General features: G+C 74.6%; 13 protein-coding genes and 2 pseudogenes. 8 read left to right on the top strand and 7 right to left on the bottom strand.

All coding sequences use genetic code 11. The annotated features are described in order from the left end of the window. Positions 1–62: 62 nt before the first annotated feature. Entirely contained in the window at positions 63–2,222 is a 2,160-nt protein-coding gene (locus OHS71_RS04725; RefSeq protein ID WP_328484394.1) for a SpoIIE family protein phosphatase, read from the bottom strand. A 223-nt stretch (positions 2,223–2,445) separates the two neighbouring features. Here OHS71_RS04725 and OHS71_RS04720 point away from each other — a divergent pair. Next, positions 2,446–3,036, top strand: a pseudogene (locus tag OHS71_RS04720) (LuxR C-terminal-related transcriptional regulator); the annotation flags it as partial. Here OHS71_RS04720 and OHS71_RS04715 read toward each other — a convergent pair. The 4 genes from OHS71_RS04715 to lanKC form a co-directional block, all read right to left on the bottom strand. Further along, a complete protein-coding gene (locus OHS71_RS04715; protein ID WP_328477085.1) occupies positions 2,959–5,100 on the bottom strand; it encodes an ABC transporter ATP-binding protein in 2,142 nt (713 codons plus the stop codon). The pseudogene OHS71_RS04720 and the gene OHS71_RS04715 sit on opposite strands and share 78 nt — an antisense overlap. Further along, positions 5,097–6,848 (bottom strand): ABC transporter ATP-binding protein, encoded by a 1,752-nt coding sequence (locus OHS71_RS04710; RefSeq protein WP_328477083.1) that lies wholly within the window; start codon positions 6,846–6,848, stop codon positions 5,097–5,099. Before OHS71_RS04710 ends, OHS71_RS04715 begins: the two co-directional genes overlap by 4 nt. A gap of 155 nt (positions 6,849–7,003) precedes the next feature. Next, the gene (locus OHS71_RS04705) at positions 7,004–7,120 is read right to left on the bottom strand and encodes a SapB/AmfS family lanthipeptide (protein WP_189924634.1); all 117 of its coding nucleotides are present in this window, start codon (positions 7,118–7,120) and stop codon (positions 7,004–7,006) included. A gap of 50 nt (positions 7,121–7,170) precedes the next feature. Then, complete coding sequence (gene lanKC / locus OHS71_RS04700; RefSeq protein ID WP_328477081.1) at positions 7,171–9,852, bottom strand: class III lanthionine synthetase LanKC; 2,682 nt, start codon at positions 9,850–9,852, stop codon at positions 7,171–7,173. 212 nt (positions 9,853–10,064) lie between these two features. Between lanKC and OHS71_RS04695 the strand changes: the two genes are divergently transcribed. From OHS71_RS04695 to OHS71_RS41275, 6 genes and pseudogenes are all read left to right on the top strand, one after another. Next, complete coding sequence (locus OHS71_RS04695) at positions 10,065–12,536, top strand: SpoIIE family protein phosphatase (protein WP_328477079.1); 2,472 nt, start codon at positions 10,065–10,067, stop codon at positions 12,534–12,536. Between the two features lie 48 nt (positions 12,537–12,584). Further along, positions 12,585–12,956, top strand: a complete 372-nt coding sequence (locus OHS71_RS04690) for a DUF6479 family protein (protein ID WP_328477077.1) — start codon at positions 12,585–12,587, stop codon at positions 12,954–12,956. A gap of 43 nt (positions 12,957–12,999) precedes the next feature. Continuing rightward, complete coding sequence (locus tag OHS71_RS04685) at positions 13,000–13,182, top strand: hypothetical protein (protein WP_328477075.1); 183 nt, start codon at positions 13,000–13,002, stop codon at positions 13,180–13,182. A 130-nt stretch (positions 13,183–13,312) separates the two neighbouring features. Beyond that, positions 13,313–13,459 (top strand): annotated as a pseudogene (locus tag OHS71_RS04680) (glucose-1-phosphate thymidylyltransferase); the annotation flags it as partial. After that, a complete protein-coding gene (gene rfbB / locus OHS71_RS04675) occupies positions 13,456–14,424 on the top strand; it encodes a dTDP-glucose 4,6-dehydratase (RefSeq protein WP_328477073.1) in 969 nt (322 codons plus the stop codon). The pseudogene OHS71_RS04680 and the gene rfbB, both read left to right, overlap by 4 nt. After that, the gene (locus tag OHS71_RS41275; protein WP_443046853.1) at positions 14,421–14,624 is read left to right on the top strand and encodes an NAD-dependent epimerase/dehydratase family protein; all 204 of its coding nucleotides are present in this window, start codon (positions 14,421–14,423) and stop codon (positions 14,622–14,624) included. The genes rfbB and OHS71_RS41275 overlap by 4 nt, the downstream gene beginning before the upstream one ends. Here the strand turns inward: OHS71_RS41275 and OHS71_RS04665 are convergent. Next, on the bottom strand, positions 14,605–16,536 hold the full coding sequence (locus tag OHS71_RS04665) for a glycosyltransferase family 2 protein (protein WP_328477071.1): 1,932 nt from the start codon (positions 16,534–16,536) through the stop codon (positions 14,605–14,607). The genes OHS71_RS41275 and OHS71_RS04665 overlap by 20 nt on opposite strands. A gap of 133 nt (positions 16,537–16,669) precedes the next feature. Here OHS71_RS04665 and OHS71_RS04660 point away from each other — a divergent pair, with 133 nt between their 5' ends. Continuing rightward, positions 16,670–17,170, top strand: a complete 501-nt coding sequence (locus OHS71_RS04660; protein ID WP_328477069.1) for a metallophosphoesterase family protein — start codon at positions 16,670–16,672, stop codon at positions 17,168–17,170. Between the two features lie 275 nt (positions 17,171–17,445). Here the strand turns inward: OHS71_RS04660 and OHS71_RS04655 are convergent, their stop codons facing one another. Further along, positions 17,446–18,552: an XdhC/CoxI family protein gene (locus tag OHS71_RS04655; protein ID WP_328477067.1), complete on the bottom strand. Its 1,107-nt coding sequence runs from the start codon at positions 18,550–18,552 to the stop codon at positions 17,446–17,448. Positions 18,553–18,776 lie beyond the last annotated feature (224 nt).

Here is an 18,776-nt window from a genome sequence, read left to right as displayed (position 1 = left end):
CCGAACGGTCCGGCCCTCCGGCGGGGGCCGGACCGTTCGTGTTCGCACCCGGAGACGGCCCCTCAGTCGTCTCCCCGGGCCCGCAGCAACAGCAGCGCCACGTCGTCCACCCGTTGCTCCGCCGCCGCGTAGTGGCCCACCAGTTCGTCGGCCAGCTCCTCCAGCGGACGGTCCCCGGCCTCGCCGAGCCGCCGTCCCAGGTCGGCGACCGCGTCCTCGATGTCCACCCCGGGCGTCTCGATCAGCCCGTCCGTGTAGAGGGCGAGGACACAGTCGCGGGTCAGCTCGACCTCCGTCGTCGGATAGGCCGCAGAGCCGTCGATGCCCAGCAGCGGACCGCCCGCGAGGTCCAGGACGCGGACCCGGCCGTCCGCGCGGCGCAGCAACGGTGGAGGATGACCGGCCCGGGCCATGACCGCCCGGCCCCTGGCCGGATCCAGCCGCAGGTACAGACAGCTCGCGAACAGCTCCGAGCCGAGGTCGATCAGCAGCCGGTTGGTGCTGCGCATGACCTCCGCGGGCTCCTGGCCCACCGTCGTGTAGGCGCGGACAGCGGTACGGATCTGCCCCATCAGCCCGGCCGCGGTCACGTTGTGCCCCTGGACGTCTCCGATCACGGCCGCCGCGAGCGGGGGCGAGGGCACCAGGTCGTAGAAGTCCCCGCCGATCTCCATGCCCCGGGTGGCCGGCAGATAGCGGGCGGTCGCCTCGATGCCCGCCAGCGACGGCAGTGAGGGCGGCAGCAGCGCCGCCTGCAACCCGTGCGCCAGCTGGTGCTTGACGTCGTAGAGCAGCGCGCGGTCCAGGGCCTGAGCGATCAGCCCGGCGAGGCTGGTCAGCACCGCCCGTTCGTGGGTGGAGAACGCGTGCGGTTCCGCGTAGGCCAGCACACAGGCTCCCACCGGCCGGCCGGAGGCGATCAGCGGCAGGAAGGCCCAGGCGGCGAAGCCGTCGTGCGAAGCCTGCCGGGCCGGGTACAGGCGCTCCAGGTGCTGCCGGGACTCGAAGAACGCCGGGACGCCGTGCGCGACGGCGTGCGCGCCCGGCGTCGGGGAGGTCAGCGGCGTCCGGTCGAACCGCTCCACGACACGCGGGTCGGGATACCCGTGATGCCCGAGCACGTGCAGCCGGCCGGCCCGCGCGCCGAGCAGCGCCAGGGCCTGGCAGCCCACCGCCGGCGCGATCTCCTCCGCCACCAGTCCCACCACGTCCTGCACGCTCACCGTCTCCGTGAGCGCCCCGGCCATGCTGAGCGCCTGCGACATCGACACCAGCCGGTACGGCGCGTCCTCCGAGCGGGGGCCGGACGGTCCCGTCACCGACACGGCCCGGGCCCGGCTGATCCGTACGCTGATCCCGGTGGTACTCGGATACAGCCGGAGCGACAGCCACTGCGAGGGCGGGCGCAGCGCGACGAACGAGGTGGCCTCCTGACTGATCAGCGCGGCCCGGTAGCGCTCCTCGTACAGCGGATCGTTGAGCCACGGCACGGCCATCCACAGCTGTGAGCCCAGCAGCCCGCTCACCGGGACGCCTAGCAGCTCGGCGGCCGCGGGGTTCGCGAAGGCCACCCGCCCGCTGAGGTCCAGCGAGCACATCCCGTACGGCAACCGCGCCACCATCCGGGCCGCCTCGGCCGTGCCCAGCGTGCCGGCGGCGTCGCCCAGCGGGCTCGTGTCCAGCAGATCGGTCTCGGCCCGCACGGGACGGTTCTTCGAGGCGGCGCGCTCCAGCTGCACCGCGAGCCGGTCGCAGGCCGTCGTCAGTTCCTGGCGCTCCCGCTCGGACAGCTCCGGCGGGTGCGAGCCGGGCCAGGTCACGAAGACCGCGCCGTACACCCGGGACGCGGTCCGCACGGGCAGCGCGGCCAGTGCGAAGGGATAGGGCAGGACGACGGCGATCCGCGGATACCGGCGGGCCATCTCCTCGGCCCCGCCCACCCACACCAGTCGCCGTTCGCGCACCGCCTCGGCGACCGGGATGGGCGCGCTCAGGCCCACCCGCTCCCAGGGCGCCGCGAAGGACCGGGGCAGCCCCGCCATCACCGCCATCTCCAACACCGACTCGTCACCGGGACGCAGATACACGGCGCCCGAGTGCGCCCCGACGGCGTCCATCATCGACGTCAGCGCCAGGGAGAGAAGCGGTCGTCCGACCGGCGCTCGCACGGCGGCAGCGGGCGTCCGACCGGACGACGTCTGCCCGTCCGACACGGCGACCACCTCCTCGCCCGGCGCCGCGCGAGTCCCAGGGTCCAAATCTGCCCCCTGGCGGCCCGGCCCGCACGGCGAGCGGCGCGCCCGCCGAGGGGCACCCCGTACCCCGTCGGGCCGTCCCCACGCCTCCCCGGCCGAAGCGCGGGAGGGTGTACGGGCGCCCCGCGTGCGCCCCCGCGCAACCCGATGGCTTGATCTTCGCGCTGAGAAACGGTCCGAGGGCCGAAGAATGGGCAGGCGTTCAGCACCACGGACAACAGCACGGAACCGGCGTACGCGAGCTGAAGGGGTGGCAGTGATCCGGGTACTTCTGGTGCACGACGCATGTCTGGTCAGATCGGTTCTCGCGCAGTGGCTGTCCAGGGACCCGGATCTGCGGGTGGACGACGTCCCGTGGGGCAGCGCGGCCCGCCGCGTCGGGGCGGTGCGCCCGGACGTGTGCGCGGCGGATCTCGACTGCTCCGAGGCGTACGGCCTCCCCCCGCTGGGCGAGTTATGCCCGCGAGGCGGTGGCCTGACGCCGCCGAGGCTGCTCGTGCTCGCCAGTGCGAACAGGCCGGGCCTGCTGAAACGGGCCCTGGAGGCGGGGGCGCTCGGCTATGTCGACAAGGCGGGCCCGCCGGAGCAACTGCTGCACGGCATCCGTAAGGTCGCTCAGGGGGAACGTTTCATCAATGACTCGCTCGGCTTCGGCTTCCTCAAGGCCGCCGAGATGCCATTGACCCGTCGGGAACTGAGCGTCCTAACCCTCGCCGCCGAGGGAGCCTCCGTCGCGGAGATCGCCGGGAACCTGCATCTCTCCCACGGGACCGTGCGCAACTACATGGCGGCGATCACCCGCAAGACCGGCGCGCGCAACCGTGTCGACGCCATCCGCATCTCCCAGGGGCAGGGCTGGCTGTGAGGAGCCTCCGGTCTCCCCGGTCTCCCCGGTCTCCCCGGTCTCTCCGGTCTCTCCGGTCTCTCCGAGGGTGTCGGGTTCCCCCGCTCTGCCTGTTCTCCGGGTTCTCCCGGCTCTCCCGGGGTTCCCGGCCGTTTCCCGGCCACCGAAGAGATCGCGGTACAGGGGAGAGCACCGCGCCACCTCCTCGTGCGTCCCGTGCGTGGTACGCGGTCCGTCCATGACCAGCACCCGCTCCGCGCGCCGGGCCGAGCCGATGCGGTGGGCGACGACGACCAGGGTGCCGCCCGGCCGGGCGGCGAAGGCCCGCTCGGCGCGGGCCTCCGCGTCCAGGTCCAGATGGCTGGTCGCCTCGTCGAGCAGGGCGAGCGGCGCGGGCGAGAGGTACGCGCGCGTGAGGGCGATCAGCTGGCGTTCGCCGGCCGACAGCGCCGCCGGATCCACCCGCGCGGCCGGTCCGCCCAGCGAGTCGAGCAGCGGGGTCAGCCCGACGGCCTCGGCCGCGGCGAGCAACTCCTCCTCGGGCACGGGGTACGGCCGCAGATGGGTGAGGTTCTCGCCGAGGGTGCCGCTGAACACGTACGCCTCCTGCGGGATGAGCACACGCCGAGCGGCGGCTTCGCCGCCCGGCACCGGCCGGCCGCAGATCCGCACCCTCCCGCGCACCGGCTGGAGCAACCCCGCGACCAGCCCGGTCAGCGTCGACTTCCCGATCCCGCTCGGCCCCACGACGGCCAGGTGGGCCCCCGTGGGCAGGGCGAGGGTGAGGTCGTCGACGACGGGCGCGGAGGCGGGACCGTAGGCGAAGGTGAGGGAGGTCAGGGACAGCGCGGGCGGTTCGGGGCCGGCCGGCACGGCGTACGACGGGGCAACCGCGGTGGTGGACCGGACGCGCTGCGCGGGCGGCGCCCCAGTCGCCGCGGGTCCGGCCGTCGCGGCGTACGACGACGGGCACGGCAGCGGCTCCTCGTCGGCCGGGGGCTCGGTCGCGTGCTGGCGCGGGGGCCGCGGCGTGCTGTCGTCGGCCGGGGAATCAGGGGTCCCGGCGGGCGGGGTGAGGCGCTTCAGTACGACCGTCAGGCGGGAACCGCTGGTGCCCAGGCCGTGTACGAGGCCGTCGAGGGCCGGGAGCAGGGACTGGGTGACATAGGCGAGGGCGCCGACGAGGGCGCCGGGGGTGACGCCCTGGTCCAGGAGCCAGGGAGCGCCGGCCAGCAGCAGGACCAGGGGCAGCTGACCGCCGAGCGCGAGGCAGGCCACGCGGGCCACGCCCCACCGGGCCAGGGCGCGGGCCGCTCGCCGCTCGGCCTCGACGAGGGCTGCGGCGTCGGCGGCGATCCGGTCCTCAGCGCCGGCCGCGGTGACGTCCCGGAGCCCCGGGCAGACGACGCCCAGGTTCTGCGCCAGAGCCTCGTCGGCGGCGAGGAACGCCTCCTGCCGTCGTGCCAGCGGCCGCAGGGTCACCGCGAACAGAACCACGCCCGCGGCGAGCGGCGGCCCCACGACCAGGAGCAGCCGGGGCGCGAGCGAGCACAGACCGGCCAGCGCGCCCGCGGAGGTGAACACGAACGAGCGCGACACCATCACCAGGCCCGCGAAGCTGTCCCGGGCGATCTCCACCTGCTGGGTGAGCCCGGACAGCGCTCCGCCGTCCCCCTCGCGCACCCCCCGCTCCACCACCCGGGTCACGAGCCGGTCCCGCAGCGGTTCCACCAGCGAGGCGACCGCCCCGTAGACCCGTCCGGTGCCGTAGGCGCCCGCCAGCACCCCGAGCCCGGCCACCGCGAGCCAGCACAGTCCCGGCCCGGCCCGCCCGGCCAGGAACCCGTCGTCCAGCGCCCGTGCCAGGGCGTATCCGAGCAGGAAGGTCTGGCCGGTCTCCAGCACCGACCAGCCCACGAGCCCCCACAGGGCCCGCCGACGGCCCAGCAGAAAGCGGAGCCCCCGGGACCGCAGACCGTCCGGCCCGGCCGCCCGGCTCACCGCCGTCCTTCCGGGCCGGCCTCGGCCGTCACTCCTGCGTCCGCCTCCGCACCGGCCCCGGGCCCCTCGCCCGCTGCGAACACCGCCCGGTATCCCGCCGTCCGCCACAGCTGCGCATGCGTCCCGACGGCTCGCACCCGCCCCCCGTCCAGCCAGGCCACCGTGTCGGCACGGGCGGCCGTGGCGGCGCGGTGGGCGACCACGAGACGGGTGGCGGTCATGGCGCCGAACACGGCCTCAGTGACCTGGCGTTCGGTGACCGTGTCGAGGCTGGAGAGGGCGTCGTCGAGGATGAGGAGGCGGCCGTCGTGGGCGAACGCGCGGGCCAGGCCGAGACGCTGGGCCTCGCCGCCGGAGTGCGGGGCGTCCGCGCAGGGTGTGGCGTAGCCGTCGGGCAGCCGGCGGACGAAGTCGTCGGCGCGTGCCGTGCGGGCGGCCTCCCGGACCCGGGCGGGGGAGGCGCGTCCCAGGGAGACGGTGTCCTCGATCGTGACGCCCAGCAGGGCCGGCCGGTCGAAGGCCTGCGCGATCGCCGCCCGTAGCTCGGCCCGGGGGAGGGCGGGCAGCGGGACGCCGTCCAGCAGCACCTCTCCGCGGTCCGGGTCGGTGAGCCTGCCCGCCAGCGCGGCCAGGAGCGACTTCCCGGCGCCGGAACGGCCCACCACGGCCAGGGTCGTCCCGCCGGGCACCACCAGGTCGACGCCGTCCAGCACCGTACGGTCACCGTGCCGGGCGGTCACGCCGCGCAGCTCCAGCCGGCCGGGGCCGCCTCGCGGCAGCCGGTGTCCGCCGTAGGCGGGAGTCGGTTCCGTCAGGACCTCGCCCAGGCGGGCGGCCGCCGTCCGGGCCCGGACCAGCGCGGAGAGCTGCCCGACCAGCACACCGACGCCGGTGGCGAGAACCGCGTAGCGCGAGGCGGCGAGGACGTCGCCGGGCGACAGCCGGTGCCGGGTGAGCAGCAGGCCGGCGACGGCGACCACCCCGAGGTGCAGCAGCGGCGCCACCGCGGTCGCCCGCGCCGCCGCCCGGCCCTGGACCCGCCACATGCTCCGGCCCGCCCGGGAGAGTTCGGGCAGCGGCCGCAGGACGCGTGCGGCGTCCCGGGCCGCCGTGCCCGCCGCGCGGATCGTGCGGGCGCCGCCGACCGCCTCGGTGAGCGCGGCCGCGATCCGTCCCTGCGCCCGCTGGTAGTCCGCCACACATGCCGAGGTGTCCCGGGCGAGGGAGCGCAGCAGGAGGGTAAGGGCCGGCGCGCCGGTCAGGAAGACGGCCGCCAGCCACGGGTCGATGAGGACCAGCGCCCCCACGGCGCCGACGGGCCCCGCGAGCGAGGCCAGCAGCGCGGCCCGGGCGCCGGGCGCCGTACCGGCCTGGGCGGCGCTGCCGACGACCCGCGCGACGAGGTCCCCGGCGCCGAACCGGGCGGAGGCGCGCGGGCCCACGGCCAGGACGTGGCCGACGACCCGGCGGCGCAGAAAGGCGGTGGTCCGGGCGTCGAGGGTGCCGGCGAGCACGGTCTCGCACGCGTCGAGCAGGGTCAGCAGGAGGACGAGGCCCGCGCAGCACAGCACCCAGCCGGTCGCGGGGGAGCGGGCGAGCAGCAGGTCCAGGGTCCGGCCGAGCGCCATGGGCACCAGTAGTCCCGCGCCCGTCGCCGCGACGCTCACCAGCCCGAGAGCCACGCAGCGCGATCCGCTGTGCCGGGTCGCCGCGCCGAGCAGCTCGCCGGTCGTCCGGTCCGTCTGCATTCTGCTCCCGCACCTCCTCGCAGGTTCCTGGAGCGGCCGGGCCCCGGGCGGCCCCCTCCCTGGGGAGCGGACCGCCCGGAGCATTCAGCACGACGAGCGCGTCGTGCTGGTCGTTCTGGTGGTGCGTGTGGTGCTTGTGGCGCCTGTGCCGTAGGTCAGAGACAGAGCAGGACGCTCGTGGCGCTGACGCAGGACAGCAGGCTCACGGTGCTGTTGCCGCCGCCACCGGTGTGCTCGTCGGATTCCATCGTCTGAAGGTCGAGCAGGGCCATGGTGTGTCCTTTCATCGGTTGGATGTCACGTCCCGTGGGGACGGGTTGCGTCACGACTCCGTCGGTTGCCGCGGAGCCGCGTCATGAGGGCCGCGGTGCGGCGGCGGGAGGAACGGCAGGTGCGCGGTGGCGCCCGTGCCGTCCGGATCGAGGGCGGCGGCGAGGGCGAGCAGACACCCCGACGTGCCGGTGCCGAGGTCCATGGACAGCCGCATCATCTGGTGTCCGGGGAAAGCCAGTTGGCCCTGGTAGGGCATCGCGAACCAGCCCAGCGCGGCGATCTGCCCGTCGAGGCGTGCACGGCTCGCGCCGGGCGCGGTGGTGCGGGCGAGGTGCAGGATCATCCCGGCGCGGCCCTGGAAGAGACCGGGCTGCGCGTAGAAGCGGGAGATGGCCGCGGTGAGGATGCCGGCCCGCGCCCGCTCGAACTCACCGCCCGCGTCGGGGACATGGGCCGCGTGGTCGTCGAGCACCGCCCCCACTCCCACGCTTCCGTCCCCGAGATACGGCAGGGTCCGCCACCCCTCGTCGACCTCCACCGCACCTCCCTCGCGTTCCACACAGGCAGCCAGGTCCCGGCGCAGTGCGAGGCCCGCCGCCTCCAGCAGCCGGCGCTCGCCGGTCTCCTCGTACTGCCTGAGCAGGAACAGCGCGGGCCCGCTCGCGCCCCGCAGCAGCCCGGCCCGGCGCCGCCGGGCCCCCTCCGGCACCGGTTCGGCGAGCCGTCGTACGACGATGTCCGCGGCCTCGGCGGCCCGCTCGCTCAGCTCCGGCTCACCCGTCGAGCGCGCCAGACCCGCGAGGACGAGCCCGAGTCCGGCCAGCCCGCCGTGCAGGTCGGAGGAGAGGTTCTGCCACCGTTCGCGCAGGATGCCGTCGACCAGGTCCAGCGCTCGCTGCCGGTGACCCAACAGGTCCAGCACATGGGCGACGCCGGCGAGGCCGTCGTACAGGCCGAGCGGGGTGCCCGTCGGGGCCGGGGCGGTGTGGTCGAGGAGCCAGCGCTCGCCTTCGTCGTACCGTTCGGCGCCGGTCGCCCTCAGTGCGTACAGCACACCGGCCGCGCCGTGCGCCAGCCCGAGACCGCCGCCGTCGGAGAACTGGGCGACGTCCCCAGGGAAGAGCCGGTCGTCGCGCTCCGGAGTCGCCGACGCGAGGATCGCCTTGACCATCGAGTCACGGCTGTGCGGCCAGTCGCCGGGCTCCACGCGGGAGGCCGGCGCCGACGGCACACGGGCGGCGACCCGCGGCGGCGCTCCGGACCCGCCCCCGTCCGGACCGATGCCCCCGTCCGAGACGTCCCGGGTGATCTCCGCGACCGCTTCGTCCAGGAAGTCCTTCGGCACGTCGGGAAACTCCTCGGCGATCACCTCGGCCAGATGCGCCGCCTTGCCCCGGTCGACCACGAACAGGGTGGTGACGGGCAGGAACAGGGCGAGCCGTAAGCAGGCCAGCGCGTACCGGTCGACGTCGGCGCCCCGGCGGTCGGGCGGTGCGAAGAAGCCGGGGTGCGCCACGATCTGGCGGCCGTTCTCCCCGGCGGGGGCAGCCGCCTCGAAGTCGATCAGACTCACCGACTCCCCGTCCGGCGCGACCATGATGTTGAAGACGTGCAGGTCGTTGAAGACGATCCCGCGCGCGTGCACCTTCGCCACCGCCCGCTCCACCGAGCGGTGGACCCGCACCGCCCACCGCGTGTACGCGGCGACGGCCTGCGGATCGGGGTCGGGACACAGCAGCGGATGGCGCTCGGCGAAGAAGGAGTTGAGCGGACGGCCCTCGACGCGGTCCATGACCAGGAACCGGTGGTCGCCGAGGGTGAACCAATCCCGCACCTCGGGCACCACCCCGGTGCCCGCCACCGCCTCCAGCGCCCGCTTCTCCCGCTCCAGCCGGGTGATCGCGTCCGCCCCGTCCGCGGCCAGCCCGGCGTGCGGCCGGCCCTCCTTGAGGACCACCTTGCGCCCGTCCCGGGTGTCGGTGCCCGCGTAGACCCCGCCGCCGTTGGAGAAGTGCAGCGCCTTCTCGATGCGGTAGGGCAGCTCTCCCACCGTCGTCGTGTTGCGGGCCGCCAGGTGGGACTCCAGGAACGGGGGCAGGGTCACCCACTCCGGGACCTGGAAGGAGGGCGCGCGCCGGTCCGGGACCAGGTTCCCCTCGCCGTCGAGCACCGCCAGGACCAGCGAGCCCCGGTCGTCGACCACGTACCTGCGCGCGAACGCCCCGTAGCGGACGTAGAGCGGGCCTTCGTGCCAGCGCAGGTCGGTCAGGACGTACGGCCCCTCGAAGCCCTCCAGAAGCGTGCCCAGCTCGCGCAGCACCGAGTGGAGCTGCTCCTCGTCGGACGGGTAGACCGTGACGAACTTGCCGCTGGTGTCGCGGCCGGCGTACTTGGTGTTGCGCAGATGCAGCAGGTGCGGGCCCGGCACGAACTTGAACGGGACACGGCGCGGGACGCAGTAGTCCCACACGATCGCCGCGATCCGGTCGGCGTTCGCCCGGGTGGCCGAGGCGTGGATCTTCCACCCCTGGGCCGGTCCTGCCGCCGGGGAGCCGTCCGCGTCGAGCGGCGTCATGGTCAGCCAGTCGCCGGTCCGCGCCGACGTCCAGCCCCCGGGGACCGGGCGGCGCGCCGTGTCGAACAGCGGAGCGGGCCCCTCGCCGGTCAGCCGGTCGGGCGTCTCGTAGAAGTGCGCGTCCGCCAGCGCGTACACCTCGTACCGCTTGTCCATGCGTCCCCTTCCGTGTCCCGGCTTCCGTGGCCCGGCCAAGAGACTCGCAAGCGGACGGGGGACGCGGACAGTCACGCCTGTCATGAGATCCCTGTGCGAAACGCACGCGTAAAGACATGTTCGGTTCCTTTCGAGCACGATCCGTCGTCGATTCCCCTCGCGGCCTGCTCCGAACGCCGCAGGGGCTGCGCCCGGGGACCTTTGGCGCTGTAATGGCGGACGTGGTCAGTGAGGGTGCCGCGGAGCGCAGAACGGGACCTCTGCGCGCCGAAACCGCGCTCAAGACGATCACAGCCGATCCCGCCTCACCCGAACGGGTGCGGCGCACCCTGGAACAGGCGCTGGTCTTCGCCGGCGCGGCCTTCGCCGCGCTCTACACACCCGCCGGCACGCTCCTCGGGCCGGGCCGGGACGGCGACCTGCTCCGCCTGGTCGAGTCGGCCGGCGTCCCGGGAAACCTGTACGGGCTGCGCGAGAGCTACCCGCTCGACGGCCGTTCGCCGGTCGCCGGCGCCCACCGCACGGGGCGGCCGGTGTGGCAGGGCCCGGCGGAGCTCGCCGACTGCGCTGATGCGCGGCGCATGCCCGCCGGGGACGTCCACCTGGCCGCCCTGCCCGTGCGCGACGGCACGGGCGGCTGTCTGCTCGCCGTGACCGAGCGCCCCGGCGGGTTCGGCGCCGACGACCGCGCCTGCCTGGAGCTCGTCGCCGAGGCCGTCGCTTTTCCCGCCCCGGCGGGCCCCGCCGAGGACGAGGAACTGCGCCCCAACGCCTTCAGCCTGGCCATGGACACGGGCCGCGTCGAGGTCGGCGACGAGATCCTGCAACTCTTCGGGATGAGCCGGGACGACTTCGACGGCCGGGTGGAGACACTGCTCGGGCTCACCGTCCCCGAGGACCTGCCCTCGCTGATGTCCGTCGTCGAGGCCGGCCACATGTCGATCGGCGAGCGCGAGCTGGAGTTCCGGGTGCTCCAGCCCACCGGGCCGCCGCGGTGGCTCAGGCTCCGCGGACGGCTGCTGCCCGGCGACGGCCGCGCGGCGCGCCTCGTCGGCACCGTCGCCGAGGCCTCCAGCCTGCGTGACGAGATCACCGACGTCTCCCGTGTCCAGCGGCTGGCCGCCGCGCTCGCCACCGCCGGTACCGTCGAAGACGTCGGCCGGGCCGTCGTCGCCGCGCTGCGCAAACCACTGCGGGCCGACCGGATCGCCCTCGCCGAACTGGAGAACGACCGGCTCGTGGTCACCGTCCTCGACCCGCCAGGACCCGAGGCCTGGCCCGAGCTGTGGCAGCTGGAGTGGCGCGCCGAATGGCCCGACGCGCCCGTGCGCGCCATGCCCACCCTCGCCGCCGCCCTGCGCGAGGGCCGGACCCGGATCTGGCCCGCCGGCACCCCCCTGGAACCGGCCCTCGCCGAGGTCGGCCCCGGCGGCCTCGCCGTCCTCCCGCTGTCCGCCGGCGGCCGGGCGGCCGGCGCCTGTCTCATCGGCTGGGACGAGCCGCACGACTTCGGCCCCGACGAACGGGCCCTGCTCACCGCCTCCGCCGGCCTCGCCGGGCAGGCCCTGACCCGCGCCCGCGCCTTCGACGCGGAGCACGAACTCGTCGGCATGCTCCAGCGCCAGCTGCTCCCGCGCCGGCTGCCGGAACTCCCCGGTGCCGTCGCCGTCGCCCGCTACCTGCCGGCCACCGCGGGCCTCGAGGTCGGCGGCGACTGGTACGACGTGATCCCGCTGTCCGAGCACCATGTCGCCCTCGTCATCGGCGACGTCCAGGGACACAGCGCGGCCGCCGCCACGCTCATGGGCCAGATGCGTACCGCACTGCGCGCCTACGCGGCCGAGGGCCACCCGCCGGACGTGGTGGTCTCCCACTCCAACCGGCTCCTGATGGAGCTGGAGACCGACCTCTTCGCCACCTGCTGCTACGTCGACGTCGACATGGAGGAGGGCACCGCCTGGTGCGTACGGGCCGGGCACCCGCCGCCCGTCCTGCGGTACCCGGACGGAGCGACCGACATCGCCGAGACGGACGGCGGCCCGCCCCTCGGCGTCGTCACCCAGGCCGAGTTCCCGATGACCCCGCTGAGCCTGCCGCCCGGCACCGTCATCGCCCTGACCACGGACGGACTCGTGGAGTCCGCCGAGCTGGACATCGACACCGGCCTGGACCGCCTCGCCGCCGAACTCGCCGTCTCCGACCCCGTCCACCTCGGCCTGGTCGCCGACGCCCTCCTCAGCAACGCCCACCGCGGCGACGACGTCGCCCTGCTCCTGATGCGCTACGACGGCATGGCCGTCAAACCCCTGCGCGAGGGCTGGACGGTGTGGCGGGTGCCCGAGGCGGCCCGGCAGGCCCGCCGCTTCACCCGGCGCACCCTGCGCACCTGGGGCGTGCCCCCGCAGGCCATGGACGCCGCCCTGCTCGTCGTCTCCGAACTGGTGACCAACGCGCTGGTGCACACCGACGGCCGGGTCCGCCTCGACCTCACCCTGATCGACCGCCGGCTGCGCGTGGCCGTGACCGACGCCTCTCCGCGCAGCCCCGTCAAGCCGACCAGCCTCGGCTGGGAGGCCACCGGCGGCCGCGGCATCCTCCTCGTGGAGGCCGTGTCCGACGTCTGGGGGACGGTGCCGGTCAGCGGCGGCAAGCAGGTGTGGAGCGAGCTGCTGCTCGAGCACTGAGCCGCCGGGCCCACGTGTCCGGGAACACGGACGGGGTACCCGGCGCCCATGGACACCTTCGCCTCCGTCTTCGTCGCCGCATCCGGAAGGTCCGCGCTGGCCAGCGTCGCCTTCATCGCCGTCGGCATCGTTCTCGTCGGCGGTCTGATCTGGGCCTTCCGCCTCGGCATCAAGGTCCGCAGTCGCGAGGCCGCGCCCCCGGCGCCGCACGAGCAGCCCCGCCGGCCCGGTTCCGCCCCGGCCCACGAGACCAGCCGCTCACGCGAACCCAACGAGATGCCGCAGACCACGGACGGCGAGCGCCTCACCCCGCACGAGCTGCGGCCCACCGGCAGCCGGGACAGCGCCGACCAGAGCCGCCCCCGCTGGGACGAGGGCTCCGGCGGCTCGTTCGGCAGCGGCGGCCCGGGTGCCGGCTGACCTGAGGCGCAAGCCCTGTGACCGAGAAAGGTGAGGAACCGCAGTGACCGCGTACCCCGAGGAGAACACGGCCGTCCGCCGGGCCGAGACCGGCTGGGCCAGGGCCCGCCGCCTGCGCCGCCAGACGGCCGCGCCGCGCACCTGTCTGCCCGCCGTCACCGTGCCCGGCGCACGGGCCGGGATGCAGACCGGCCCGGAATGGAACATTGTCAGGGGTGAGGACTGACCGGCACACAGGACGCGTGAGCGGACGAATCGGTTGCGGCCGGGCGACCGGGGCTGGAGCGATGCTGATGAAGGCTCTCGTGCTGTCCGGCAGCGGCGCCGGGACACGTCTGCGGCCCATCACCCACACCTTGCTGCGGGACTCCTCGAGCGCCGGAGTGGGCCGCATAGAGAACTCCCTGGTCGGCCGGCACGTCGAGGTGCCCCCGCCTGCCGGAGTGTCCGGCGCCCACCGGCTGGTCCTCGGCGACCCCAGCAAGGTACGGATCCACCCATGAACCTCCTCGTCACCGGGGCCGCCGGATTCGTCGGCTCGGCGTATGTGCGCGGTCTGCTGGTCCACGACCCGGAGGTGCGCGTCACCGTCCTGGACCAGCTCACCTACGCCGGCAACCCCGCCAACCTGCCGACCGCCCACCCCCGCCTGGAGTTCGTGCACGGCGACATCTGCGACGCCGTCCTCGTGGACAAGCTGACGGCCGGCGCCGACCAGGTCGTCCACTTCGCCGCCGAGTCCCACGTCGACCGGTCCATCGACGGCGCGGGCGCCTTCGTCCGCACCAACGTCCTCGGCACCCAGACGCTGCTGGACGCCGCCCTGCGGCACGGCGTCGGCCCGTTCGTGCACGTCTCCACCGACGAGGTCTACGGCTCCATCGAGACCGGCGCCTCAACCGAGGACCACCCGCCGCGCCCCAGCTCCCCGTACGCCGCCTCGAAGGCGTCCTCCGACCTGATCGCCCTCTCCTACCACCGCACCCACGGTCTCGACGTCCGCGTCACCCGCAGCTCCAACAACTACGGCCCGTACCAGTTCCCGGAGAAGGTGATCCCGCTCTTCGTCACGAACCTGCTGGACGGCGAACAGGTCCCGCTCTACGGCGACGGACGCAACGTCCGCGACTGGCTGCACGTCGAGGACCACTGCGAGGGCGTCGACCTGGTCCGCACGGGGGGCCGGCCCGGCGAGGTGTACAACCTCGGCGGCGGCACCCAGCTGAGCAACCGCGAGCTGACCGGTCTGCTCCTCGACGCCTGCGACGCGGACTGGGGCCGGGTCCGGCACGTCGAGGACCGCAAGGGCCACGACCTGCGCTACTGCGTCGACTGGACGAAGGCCCGCACCGAGCTCGGCTACCGGCCCTGCCGCGACTTCACGCCCGGTCTCGCCGGGACGGTCGCCTGGTACCGGGACCACCGCGACTGGTGGGAACCCCTGAAGCGACGAGCGCGGACGCCATGAGATGGCTGGTCACGGGCGCGGGCGGGATGCTGGGCCACGACCTCGTGGCAGAACTCGTCCGGCGCGGCGAGGACGTGACCGGCCTCCACCGCACCGGCCTGTACGTCACTGCCCCGTCCGTCGGGGAGGAACTCGGGCTCCAGCACCCAGGCCCCGTCGATGTCCAGTGGCCGCATCGGGTCACCTCCTCCGTGCCGTGAACCTGCCGAGCGCCCGGTACGCGGCCCGCCGCATCCTGCGGGCCAGCCGTCGCGCGCCGCCGGGCTGGGGTGCCGGCACCACGAGGACGCCGTCCGCGTCGACGTGCAGGGCGAACGGCAGCGGATGGAAGCGCGCGCCGTCCTCGTCCGGGGTGAGGCACACCGTGGTCAGCCAGGTGCGGCCCGTCAGGTCATCGACCGGCAGCGCGGCCGTCAGCCGGCCACCGGGCGACAGTGTCCCGAAGACCTCCCGCGAGCCGCCGGACCTCGCCTCCGTCAGCCGCACCAGCACATCGACGGTTTCGGGCACGTGCAGCGGCAGGGCCACATGGAGGCGGTCTCCGGCGACGGCGACGTCCCCCGCCGCCACCCGGCCCAGACCCAGCCGTCCGCCCGCGTGGCCGACGTCCAGCGCGAGGCTCGCGTGCCGGTCGGTCCAGTACGGCAGCACCACGCGCCCGGCGACCACCCCGGCGGGCGGGACGGGGCGGCCGTGACGGGGTGCCGGGCCCAGCCGGAGTTCCTTCGTCCAGCCGCCCAGGCCGACGCGCACGAACACGTCCCACAGCCCTTCGCCCGTGGGCCCGCCGCTCAGCGCGGTGGCGGGATCGACGGTGGCGGTCGCCCGCAGCACGAGCCGCACCTGGCTGCCGTCACCGGCCGGAACCGTCTCCCGGACGACGTCCACGGGCTGGAAGTACTGGGCCGAGCTCGCCCGCTCCCGCAGCAGCAGGTCGGGCACGGTCCGGTCGAACCGGTCCACGATGTCCGTGCCCAGCCACCGCACCGCCTCGGCGACGTCCCCCGGCGGCCACGGCGGTGAGCCCCCGGCGGACGGGAACGTCATCGGCCCTCCGTCGTGCGTCAGCTCGGCGGCGAAGGCGATCCGCAGCGCGCCGCCCTGCCACCGGACGTCCTCCGGGTCGACGGCGAGCGCGACGCCCGCCTCCCACTCGGCGAACGCGACGACGTCGTCGTAGCGTCCGTCGGCGGCCAGCGCGGCGACGACCCGCTGGGCGGGTTGGAGCGGCGCCGCCACTCCCGGCCCGAACCGCTCGACGACGACCCCGTGGATCTCCTCGAACAGTTCCCTGCGATAGTCCTCGGGAAGCCCGAGGAAACGCCGGCCGCGCAGCCGCTCGACCATCTCCACGCGCAGCCACCGCCGGAACAGCCTGTCGCGCAGGGGCCCCGGCTCGGTGTACCGCTCGACGACGTCGAGGGCCTCCCGGAGGTTCTTGAAGTACCCCGCCGGGTCGAACCGCTGGAAGCCCGCGTTCGCGGCGTCGTCCCGTCCGACGTGGTAGTAGCAGACGTAGTCGCTGAGCACGGAGACGTTCCCGGCGCGCAGGTACGCCTCGGTGACGAAGACATGGTCCTCCAGGCGCCGCCGCCCCTCGGGGAAGCGCAGACCGGTGCGGTCGAGGAACGCCCTGCGGACCATCTTGTGCGGGGTGAGGCTGTCGATGAGGGGCGCGTTCTCGACGGTGGCGTGCGGGCGGTTCACGCGGAACAGCTCCACCGGCACCGAGCGGCCCCTGCCGGCCATCTTGCCCACCACGACGTCGGCGTCGTTCGCGACCCCGTAGGCGTACATCCGCGCCAGGGCCTCGTCGCCGAGGTAGTCGTCGTTGTCGACGAACATGACGTACTCGCCCCGGGAGGCGTCGACGCCGACGTTGCGGGGCCTGCCCGCCCAGCCCGAGTTCTCCTGGTGCAGGACACGGATCCGGGGGTCCTCGGCGGCGGCCGCGTCGAGGCGGGCGGGGGTGGCGTCGGTGGAGCCGTCGTCGACGAAGATCACCTCGTACTCGTCCGGCGGGAGCGACTGCCTCAGCAGCGAGGCGAGACAGTCCTCGATGTAGGGACCGGGGTTGTAGACGGGGACGATGACGCTGACCTTGACCGGCATCGGGCTCCTGGCCCCCTTGCTGGATCGCTTGCGGTGCGCGGGGCGGCGGGTGCGCGTGGCCCGATGCTAACCCCGCCTGCGACGCCCCACCTGTCCGGATTCGTCCGACCCGGGGATTTTGTAGTCTGGCGCCGTGCGTCTGCTGATGATGTCCGACACCCACCTCCCCAAGCGCGCCAAGGCGCTGCCCGCTCCTCTGCTCGACGCGCTCGCGCTCGCGGACGTGGTGATCCATGCGGGGGACTGGGTCGACACGGACACCCTCGACCTGCTGGAGGCCCGCAGCCGCCGGGTCGTCGGCGTGTACGGCAACAACGACGGGCCCGAGCTGCGCGCCCGGCTGCCCGAGGTCGCGTTCGCCGAACTGGGCGGACTGCGGTTCGGCGTCGTGCACGAGACGGGCGCGGCCCGGGGCCGGGAGGCCCGCTGCGCGGCCCGCTTCCCCGACCTGGACGTCCTGGTCTTCGGGCACAGCCACATCCCGTGGGACAGCACGGCCCCCGGCGGCCTGCGCCTGCTCAATCCGGGCTCCCCGACCGACCGGCGCAGGCAGCCGCACCGCACCTGTCTGACCGCCACGGCGGCCGACGGCCGGCTCACGGACGTGGTCCTGCACCGGCTGCCACCGCGCTGAGCGGTCAGGAGCCGGGTACGGGCGACGGCGGGCGCGGGCACGCCCGGGCCGAGGAGGACCCGGGCGGACGGAGAACCGGGCCGCTCCCGGCCATGACGGTCGGAGGCGGCCCGGAACTTGCGAGTGTGCGTTGCTTCAACGGACCTCCTTCCTTCGCGAGACGAAGGACAGAGGACATGCATGTCTGTCCGTACCGGTCGTCTACCCCTTTCGCACTCGTTTAACACACTTGACATATTTTGTTATGGTCGCCGTCGGGTTGTCGGCGGCCGGCCTCACCGCGCGCCCGGGCAGTGGATGGCCCCGGCCGTGGCGGTCAGCGGAGCGCCGCTGCCGCCCCAGCGCAGCGCGACGATCTCGGCGGCCACCGACACGGCCACCTCCTCAGGCGTCCGGGCGCCGAGGTCCAGCCCGACCGGTGAGCGCAACCGGGCCAGCTCACCGTCCGTGAGTCCCGCCTCGACCAGGCGCGCACGGCGTTCGTCGTGGGTGCGGCGGCTGCCCATCGCCCCGATGTACGCGGCGGGCCGGCGCAGCGCCGCCTCCAGGAGCGGCACGTCGAACTTCGGGTCGTGGGTCAGCACGCAGATCGCGGTGCGCGCGTCGGTGTCCGTGTCGCGCAGGTACCGGTGCGGCCACTCCACGACCACCTCGACACCCGGCGGAAAACGTCTCGCGGTGGCGAAGACCGGCCGTGCGTCGCACACCGTGACCCGGTAGCCCAGGAAGTCGCCGACCCGGGCCACGGCGGCCGCGTAGTCGATCGCGCCGAACACCAGCATCCGCGGCGGCGGGGCGAAGGAGTGCAGGAACACCGGGACCGCGTCCTCTCGCCGCTGGCCGCGCGGGCCGTAGTGCCGCACGCCGGTGACGCCGAGGGCGAGACCGCCGCGCGCGTCGGCGGTGACCGCCGCGTCCAGGCCCTCCGTGCCCAGGGTCCCCGAGGTACGGTCCGGCCAGACGGCCAGCGTGGCCCCGCGGGGCGCGGGGCCGTCGGTGACCACCGCCACGGTCACCGGCTCGCCCGCGGCGACCGACTCCGCGACCGCGCCGAACGAAGGGTCCAGACGGGGCGTCACGGCGCGGATCAGCAGGGTGATCTCGCCGCCGCAGGTCAGCCCGACGGCGAACGCGTCCTCGTCGCTGTAGCCGAAGGTCTCGAGTCGGGCCGTGCCGTCGGCCGCGACCTCCCGGGCCAGCTCGAACACCGCGCCCTCGACACAGCCCCCGGACACACTGCCCACGACCTCGTCGTGCGGCCCCACCGCCATCGCGGCGCCCGGATCCCGCGGCGCGCTGCGGCTGACGGCGACCACGGTGGCGAGCCCGAACGGCACACCGGCGGCGTACCACCCGTTCAGCGCGGGGAGAATCTCACGCACGATCGCTTCCCTTCCGGCCGCGACGGACGGATCGGCCGTCCCCTCGCACGTTAGTCCGCTGCGTCCCCGCCCGCCGGTCGCCGCCCTCCCGCACGCCTTCCGGCGGCCCGGACGGTGCGGAGCGCCGTGCGGTGATCCGCCGGGTCCGGCGGGGCGATCCGGTGAACCGGAGCGACTGTGTGCGGTCAACTGGGTTGAAGGGAGCAGAACTTACTCGTGAGTCA

The organism is Streptomyces sp. NBC_00377 (assembly GCF_036075115.1).
GTDB lineage: Bacteria > Actinomycetota > Actinomycetes > Streptomycetales > Streptomycetaceae > Streptomyces.
This window is presented reverse-complemented; position numbering and strand designations above follow the sequence as displayed.